General features: G+C 50.9%; 4 protein-coding genes. 2 read left to right on the top strand and 2 right to left on the bottom strand.

The window, feature by feature from the left end; all coding sequences use genetic code 11:
• The first annotated feature begins 25 nt into the window (after positions 1–25).
• Positions 26–4150, top strand: coding sequence for a hypothetical protein (locus FJ146_09060; protein MBM4252106.1), 4125 nt, complete (start codon positions 26–28; stop codon positions 4148–4150).
• A 527-nt stretch (positions 4151–4677) separates the two neighbouring features.
• Here FJ146_09060 and FJ146_09055 read toward each other — a convergent pair.
• Entirely contained in the window at positions 4678–4926 is a 249-nt protein-coding gene (locus tag FJ146_09055; GenBank protein ID MBM4252105.1) for a BrnA antitoxin family protein, read from the bottom strand.
• Positions 4927–4928: 2 nt separating this feature from the next.
• Entirely contained in the window at positions 4929–5213 is a 285-nt protein-coding gene (locus FJ146_09050; protein MBM4252104.1) for a BrnT family toxin, read from the bottom strand.
• A 17-nt stretch (positions 5214–5230) separates the two neighbouring features.
• Between FJ146_09050 and FJ146_09045 the strand changes: the two genes are divergently transcribed.
• The gene (locus tag FJ146_09045) at positions 5231–6040 is read left to right on the top strand and encodes a hypothetical protein (GenBank protein ID MBM4252103.1); all 810 of its coding nucleotides are present in this window, start codon (positions 5231–5233) and stop codon (positions 6038–6040) included.
• The last annotated feature ends 62 nt before the right edge of the window (positions 6041–6102 follow it).

The following is a 6102-nucleotide window of genomic DNA, read 5'->3' as shown; positions in this document are numbered from 1 at the left end:
CAATGCACTGACAGGTGTGACTGCTGTGGCACCGATAACGGTCACTGGATCGGGCACTGTCCCTAGCATAGCGATAACTCAGTCCAGTGGTACGACGGCTGGTTATCTAAGTGCAGCAGATTGGATTACGTTTAATGCGAAGCAGAGTGCTCTTGGATATGCACCGTTGAATAAGGCGGGAGATACACTTGCAGGTGCGCTCAACCTAGGTGGCCAAGATCTAACCAACTCCGGTGATCTCCTAATGAGCGGTTCCAAGGTCTTTGGTCTTAGTAACAATGCATCGGATCCCACAGTCACTGGCACAGCCGATAAGGGCAAACTCTGGTTTAATAGCACCAGTAACGAGCTTAAGTATTTCGACGGTGCGGCAATTAAAACTCTTGGCACCGCAGGCTCGGGACTGCAGAGCTTTAACGGACAGTCAGCCAACAGTCAGACTTTAGCGACTCCCGGGACCACGGGTACCGCTCCAAACTGGTCTTCCAATACTGGAGTGCATACTCTGAATCTGCCACTAGCCTCGGCTTCTAGTGTGACGGCAGGTCTCCTTTCCCATGCGGATTACACGTCATTCAACGCCAAGATCGGTAGTGTGGCGGCTGGCACTGGTGTAGCCGTGTCCACCTCTGACACTACTGCAACCGTGAGTCTTTATAACACCGCCGTGACACCCGGTAGCTACTCCAGAGCGAATATCACGGTAGATGCGCAGGGACGACTTACTGCGGCGCAAAGCGGGGTGGCCATAGTCGATGCTGATATTTCCTCAACAGCTAGTATCGCTCAGTCAAAAATCTCCGGCCTCACCACCGATCTTGGGAGCAAAGAGCCAACGATCAATGTCGGTACCACGGGTCAATACTGGAGTGGTAACAAGACCTGGCAGACACTGAACACCACGGCAGTAGCCGAGGGCAGCAACCAATACTTTACCCCAGCGCGTGCCATCTCAGCATTATCAAGCGCAGCGCCTATCACCTACAGCACTGTGACCGGTACGATCGGCATCAGTCAGGCCAGTGGATCTGTAAACGGCTATTTAAGCTCCTCTGACTGGACTACGTTTAACGCGAAACAAAACGCTCTTGGTTTCAATCCTATAAATAAAGCCGGCGACACTCTGAGCGGTACGCTCGATGTGAATGGTCAGGATGTCAACAATACGGGCAATCTCCTAATGAGCGAGTCCAAAGTCTTTGGTCTTAGTAACAATCCATCAGATCCCACCGTCAACGGCACAGCTGATAAAGGCAAACTCTGGTTTAATAGCACCACTAACGAGCTTAAGTATTTCGACGGTGCGGCAATTAAAACTCTTGGCACCGCAGGATCGGGACTGCAAAGCTTTAACGGACAGTCTGCCAATAGCCAGACTCTGGCTGTACCCGGAACCACTGGCACCGCCCCAAACTGGTCTTCCAATGCTGGGGTGCATACTCTGAATCTGCCTCTAGCTTCGGCGTCTAATGTGACGGCTGGTCTCATGTCCCATGCGGATTACACGACATTCAACGGCAAAGTCGGGAGCGTCATAGCAGGTACCGGTTTGGCCGTATCCACCTCTGGCACTACTGCAACCGTGGGTCTCAATAACACCGCCGTGACACCCGGTAGCTACTCTAGAGCCAATATCACGGTAGATGCGCAGGGGCGACTCACCGATGCCCAAACTGCTGCACCCATAGTCGATGCTGATATTTCCTCAACAGCTAATATCGCTCAGGCAAAAATCTCTGGCCTCACCACCGATCTTGGGAGCAAAGAGCCAACGATCACTGGCGGTACCACGGGTCAATACTGGCGCGGTGATAAATCTTGGCAGGCGCTAAGCACATCAGCCGTCGCTGAAGGCAGCAACCAATACTTTACCCCAGCGCGTGCCATTTCAGCACTCTCGAGCACAGCACCGATCACGTATAGCACCGTGACCGGTACGATCGGCATCAGTCAGGCCAGTGGATCTGTAAACGGCTATCTAAGCTCCTCTGACTGGACGACTTTTGACGGCAAGCAAAACGCCCTAGGTTTCAGCCCAGTCAATAAAGCCGGAGACACGATTACTGGCACTTTAGATCTTGGCAACAACGACCTCAACGCTGCGGGCAATGTCCAAATCGCTGCTGCTAAAACCCTAGGCCTGGGTGTCTATGCTAGCGATCCAAGTGGACTCACAGCCACCGATAAGGGTAAGACCTGGTTTAACTCCACGGCTAATCAGATCAAGTATTGGGACGGCACTAATGTGCAGGCTGTAGGCGCTGTCGGTGCAGCGGTCTCTAGCCTCAACGGACAATCTGGAGCGAGCCAGTCGTTTGGCGCTCCGGGTACTGCGGGCACAGCTCCGGCTTGGTCATCATCTAGCAACACCCACACTCTCAATATCCCCATGGCCTCAGCCTCAAGTGTTACAGCGGGGCTGCTGTCTCATACCGACTACGCTGCCTTTAGTGCTAAACAGCCGGCTGGTAGCTACCTCACTGCTTTAACGGGTGACATCACGACCTCGGGATTCTCTTCGGGGTCAGCCACGGCGACGCTGTCCAATGTGGTCACTGCCGGTACTGCAACCAAAGTTACCTATGATGCAAAGGGTAGGGTCACGAGCGGCGTCTCTCTGAGCGCCGCAGATATCCCGTCATTGAGCGCATCGGTGATCACATCTGGTACGCTCACTGTGCCTAACGGTGGTACAGGAGCCACGAGTCTCGCAGCAAACGCCGTAGTCCTTGGTAACGGTACAAGTGCGCTTCAGACCGTGGCACCAGGCAGTAGCGGTAACGTCCTTACATCTAACGGCACGACATGGATCAGTACAGCGCTCCCGACAACAAACTGGGCTGCGCCGGGGGCCATTGGGGCTACGACACCAAATACGGGTGCATTTACCACGCTGACAGCGAGTGGGAATCTGGGAGTAGGGACCACCGTTCCAAATTCTTTACTGCATGTCAATGGGACAGCTCAGGTTGGAGCGGTTGTGAGAAGTGACGGGCGTCCGGTGTTTGATAAAAATGGATCTGCAACGCGCGTTGGCGACGGATCCGCGATCGATCTTTTGCAGTTAACTGGTTCCAAAGTTGAATTTTACGCGTCGGGTTCAGGCGGCATTCCGCAAATGACGCTAGCGACGGGTGGGAACGTTGGGATTGGGACTACAAATCCCACCCAAACCTTAGTGGTAAACGGCGCTGGAAACCTCGTAGCTCTCGGGGTTGGGGCACCAGCAGATTCCAATGTTGGCTTATTGAGGATTTCAAATACGAGTACGTTCCCAGCATTGCGTGCTGATCAAGGCGGCGGCGGTCCGACAGCTGTATTTATGGGTGGTAACGTCGGGATAGGGACTACGAGTCCGAGCCAAGCGCTCCAAGTGATGACGAATGGTAACAATCAAAGTGCAGTGAACTTTGCTTTTGGCACATACGGCGCCGTCGGTCAGACGGATGCTGGTACTATCGATAAGGGAATCGTACTTGGTAACAACCTTATGGGTGCAACTGGAGGCTATGCTACTGCCTACACCACTGCACTATATGGGTACCGTGCCATCACTCTCGACAAGAATGGAATATATCTGTCGGCTAACTCAGGAGCAACGACCGCAGGTCAAATAGTTAGTCTTAATCCGGCTTTAAGCGTAACCAACGCCGGCAACGTCGGGATCGGAACCACTACACCCAATAGCAAACTTAGCTTCGACTCGACTTGGGGCAGGAAAATTGACTTTTGGAACGACGGGAAAGAATCGATCGAAATGGTTTCTGGTACCCCTTGGGAGTTGAGGCACAATTTTCATTCTGGTGGTGATGTAACATTCCGGTCGAGTTCTGCTGAAATTATGCGTATTACGGGTTCAACGAGTCGCGTGGGAATTGGGACTACGGCGCCAACTCAAGCGCTCGACATAGGAGGAGGCAATATTTCGATGGGTTGGGAGCGTATTGTTACGACGTGCTCAGGCTATATCGGTGGATCTGCTTGTACCGCTACGTGCACTGGCACTAAGCGTGCCACAGGTGGTGGATGCGAATTGAGCGGCAGTTGGTCACCAATGTATTCTGTTACAGGCGACAACTCCTACCAGTGTTATACACAGAACAATCAGACATTTGTTAAAGCGACAGTGTACTGCGCTAACATCAGATAATGTGGCAGGTTCGAGTTAATGACAACGCCGCCTTGTAGGGCTCGCATGGTAGTGATTGGGGCTGAGGCGCAAACCTTTTCGATTTAAATCACAGGTGTCATGGCAGACGCGGTCTATAACGGTCGACGAATTACAAACTCATCGTACGCCACCATCGATCGGCCGACCTAAGGTGTGATTTGATCGAGCTGACGATTCCGAACGCAAAATAGGAGATAGGCATCACAGTTGGCACAGATGGTATCCGGTCCCCAGATAGATTTATTGGCGAATAAATTTTTGCGGAGCGCTTTCTTTGGACTTCTCCAAAAGGCCCTCGAAAATTTGATATAAATCTTTAACAATTTTTAATTCCGCATTGCTTACAATTTCATTCCTCAGCAATTGTGGCCACTAAAGGTGCTTCCCTAAATCGTATGTGTTCTTATCCACATTTAAGACGGCTGTCCAAGGTAAGCGGCAGTAATTCAAAAGAGCAGCATGATTGCCACGGCGCTCTTTTACGAGTCTGTCGTATGTTTTGAAAATCAAACGGCTTTTCTTCGGCTTTTTTCTTTGGGCTTTATCCAGTTCGCGCTTGGTTCGAGTCCATGCATGGCATAATCCCGGAGGACATAGTTAACCAGACTCTGATAAGGGATGTCCGTTTTCAATGCGAGATCCTTAAAATAAGCAATGACCTGAGGATCTAACCGAATAGTTACAGTTTCCTTAAGGCGCTTAAGGTATTTAGGTTCTGCTTTTTTCATGTTCTTAAAGTTGTAGCTAGATTTCATGGTTATCCCCCAAAGACGTCCTTTGATTCTTTCCGTGTAGCCTTACGCGCTGAAATAATTCTTATCTTTGTGCCTGATTGATTTTCGCAATGTACCACCAGCAAGCAGCGTTGCATGTTGCTATATCCGACTGCAATATAGCGACTTTCATGTTCTGAATGGTGAGGGTCAAAGAAGACCTCGAGAGGAAAATTCGAAAAAATTGTCGCAGCTTCTTCAAAGCTCACTGCATGTTTCTTCTTATTCGACCGATTCTTCTCATCATCCCATTCAAATTGAATCTGCATTTAGACATAAACCCCAAATGTTGTATGTACATCGTAAATATACATGCGTCCTGTGTCAAGGGTGGTTATCCGGATCCAGTTTTGGGCATGTCGGTATTGGGACGACAGCGCCTTTTAGTCGCTTGCAGTTGGTCACTAATGGCAACAATTCGACAGATGGGTTATCCATCTCGAGTCCAACTAGTGGAAACGTCATGGTCAACCCTAGTGTGACAGCTGGCGCTTACAATCCGTTGGCCCAGCTCGGCGACTCAGAGATGATTTTTAGTGCTGGATCAATCAACACAGGTGCTATGGTGATCGGCCCTTGGAGCTCTAGTAGCGCTGGGATGCGCATGACTAGCAATGGCAACGTCGGCATCGGCTCCGACACACCCACGGCTAAGCTCGACGTGGCTGGCGACTTGAAAGTGTCCGGTAAATACTTTGGATCCAAATCGGGCGTAGGATATGTGCAGCCGGCTAGCTGGTCTTATTCCATTGGTGGCAGCGGGACAGTAGTAGGAACTTTCTGGTCAGGAAATATTACCGTACCACAGGACTCCATCATCCAAGTGACGCTTAACGGGCATTGGGAGGTGACGGCTAATGCATGTTATATTTCGATTGGTATCGATGACGTGTCGGTTGACTACCCATGCAGTGTTTCTGACACATCGTGCTGGGGTTGGTCCCATACCTATTCCACATTATGGGAGAGCATAGCACACAACGGTTATGCTAAAATCACCGCTGGCACACATAAGTTATCAGTTATGGGACTTACCAATACCAACACCTGCTACCTCAACGGTGCCCGCCTTAGCTACATGTACTTCCCTCAGTAACGCGATCCTCGTCATGACTCAGGTGATCACTAAAAAAGAAACCGGGCAGCCAGCACACAGTG

Source organism: Deltaproteobacteria bacterium (assembly GCA_016874735.1).
Taxonomy (GTDB): Bacteria; Bdellovibrionota_B; Oligoflexia; order Oligoflexales; family CAIYRB01; genus CAIYRB01.
This window is presented reverse-complemented; position numbering and strand designations above follow the sequence as displayed.

Bases quoted from the DNA above. Each gene is read 5' to 3' on its own strand.
- FJ146_09055 (MBM4252105.1), bottom strand. From the start codon at position 4,926: ATGAAATCTAGCTACAACTTTAAGAACATGAAAAAAGCAGAACCTAAA.
- FJ146_09045 (MBM4252103.1), top strand. From the start codon at position 5,231: ATGTTGTATGTACATCGTAAATATACATGCGTCCTGTGTCAAGGGTGG.
- FJ146_09050 (MBM4252104.1), bottom strand. From the start codon at position 5,213: ATGCAGATTCAATTTGAATGGGATGATGAGAAGAATCGGTCGAATAAG.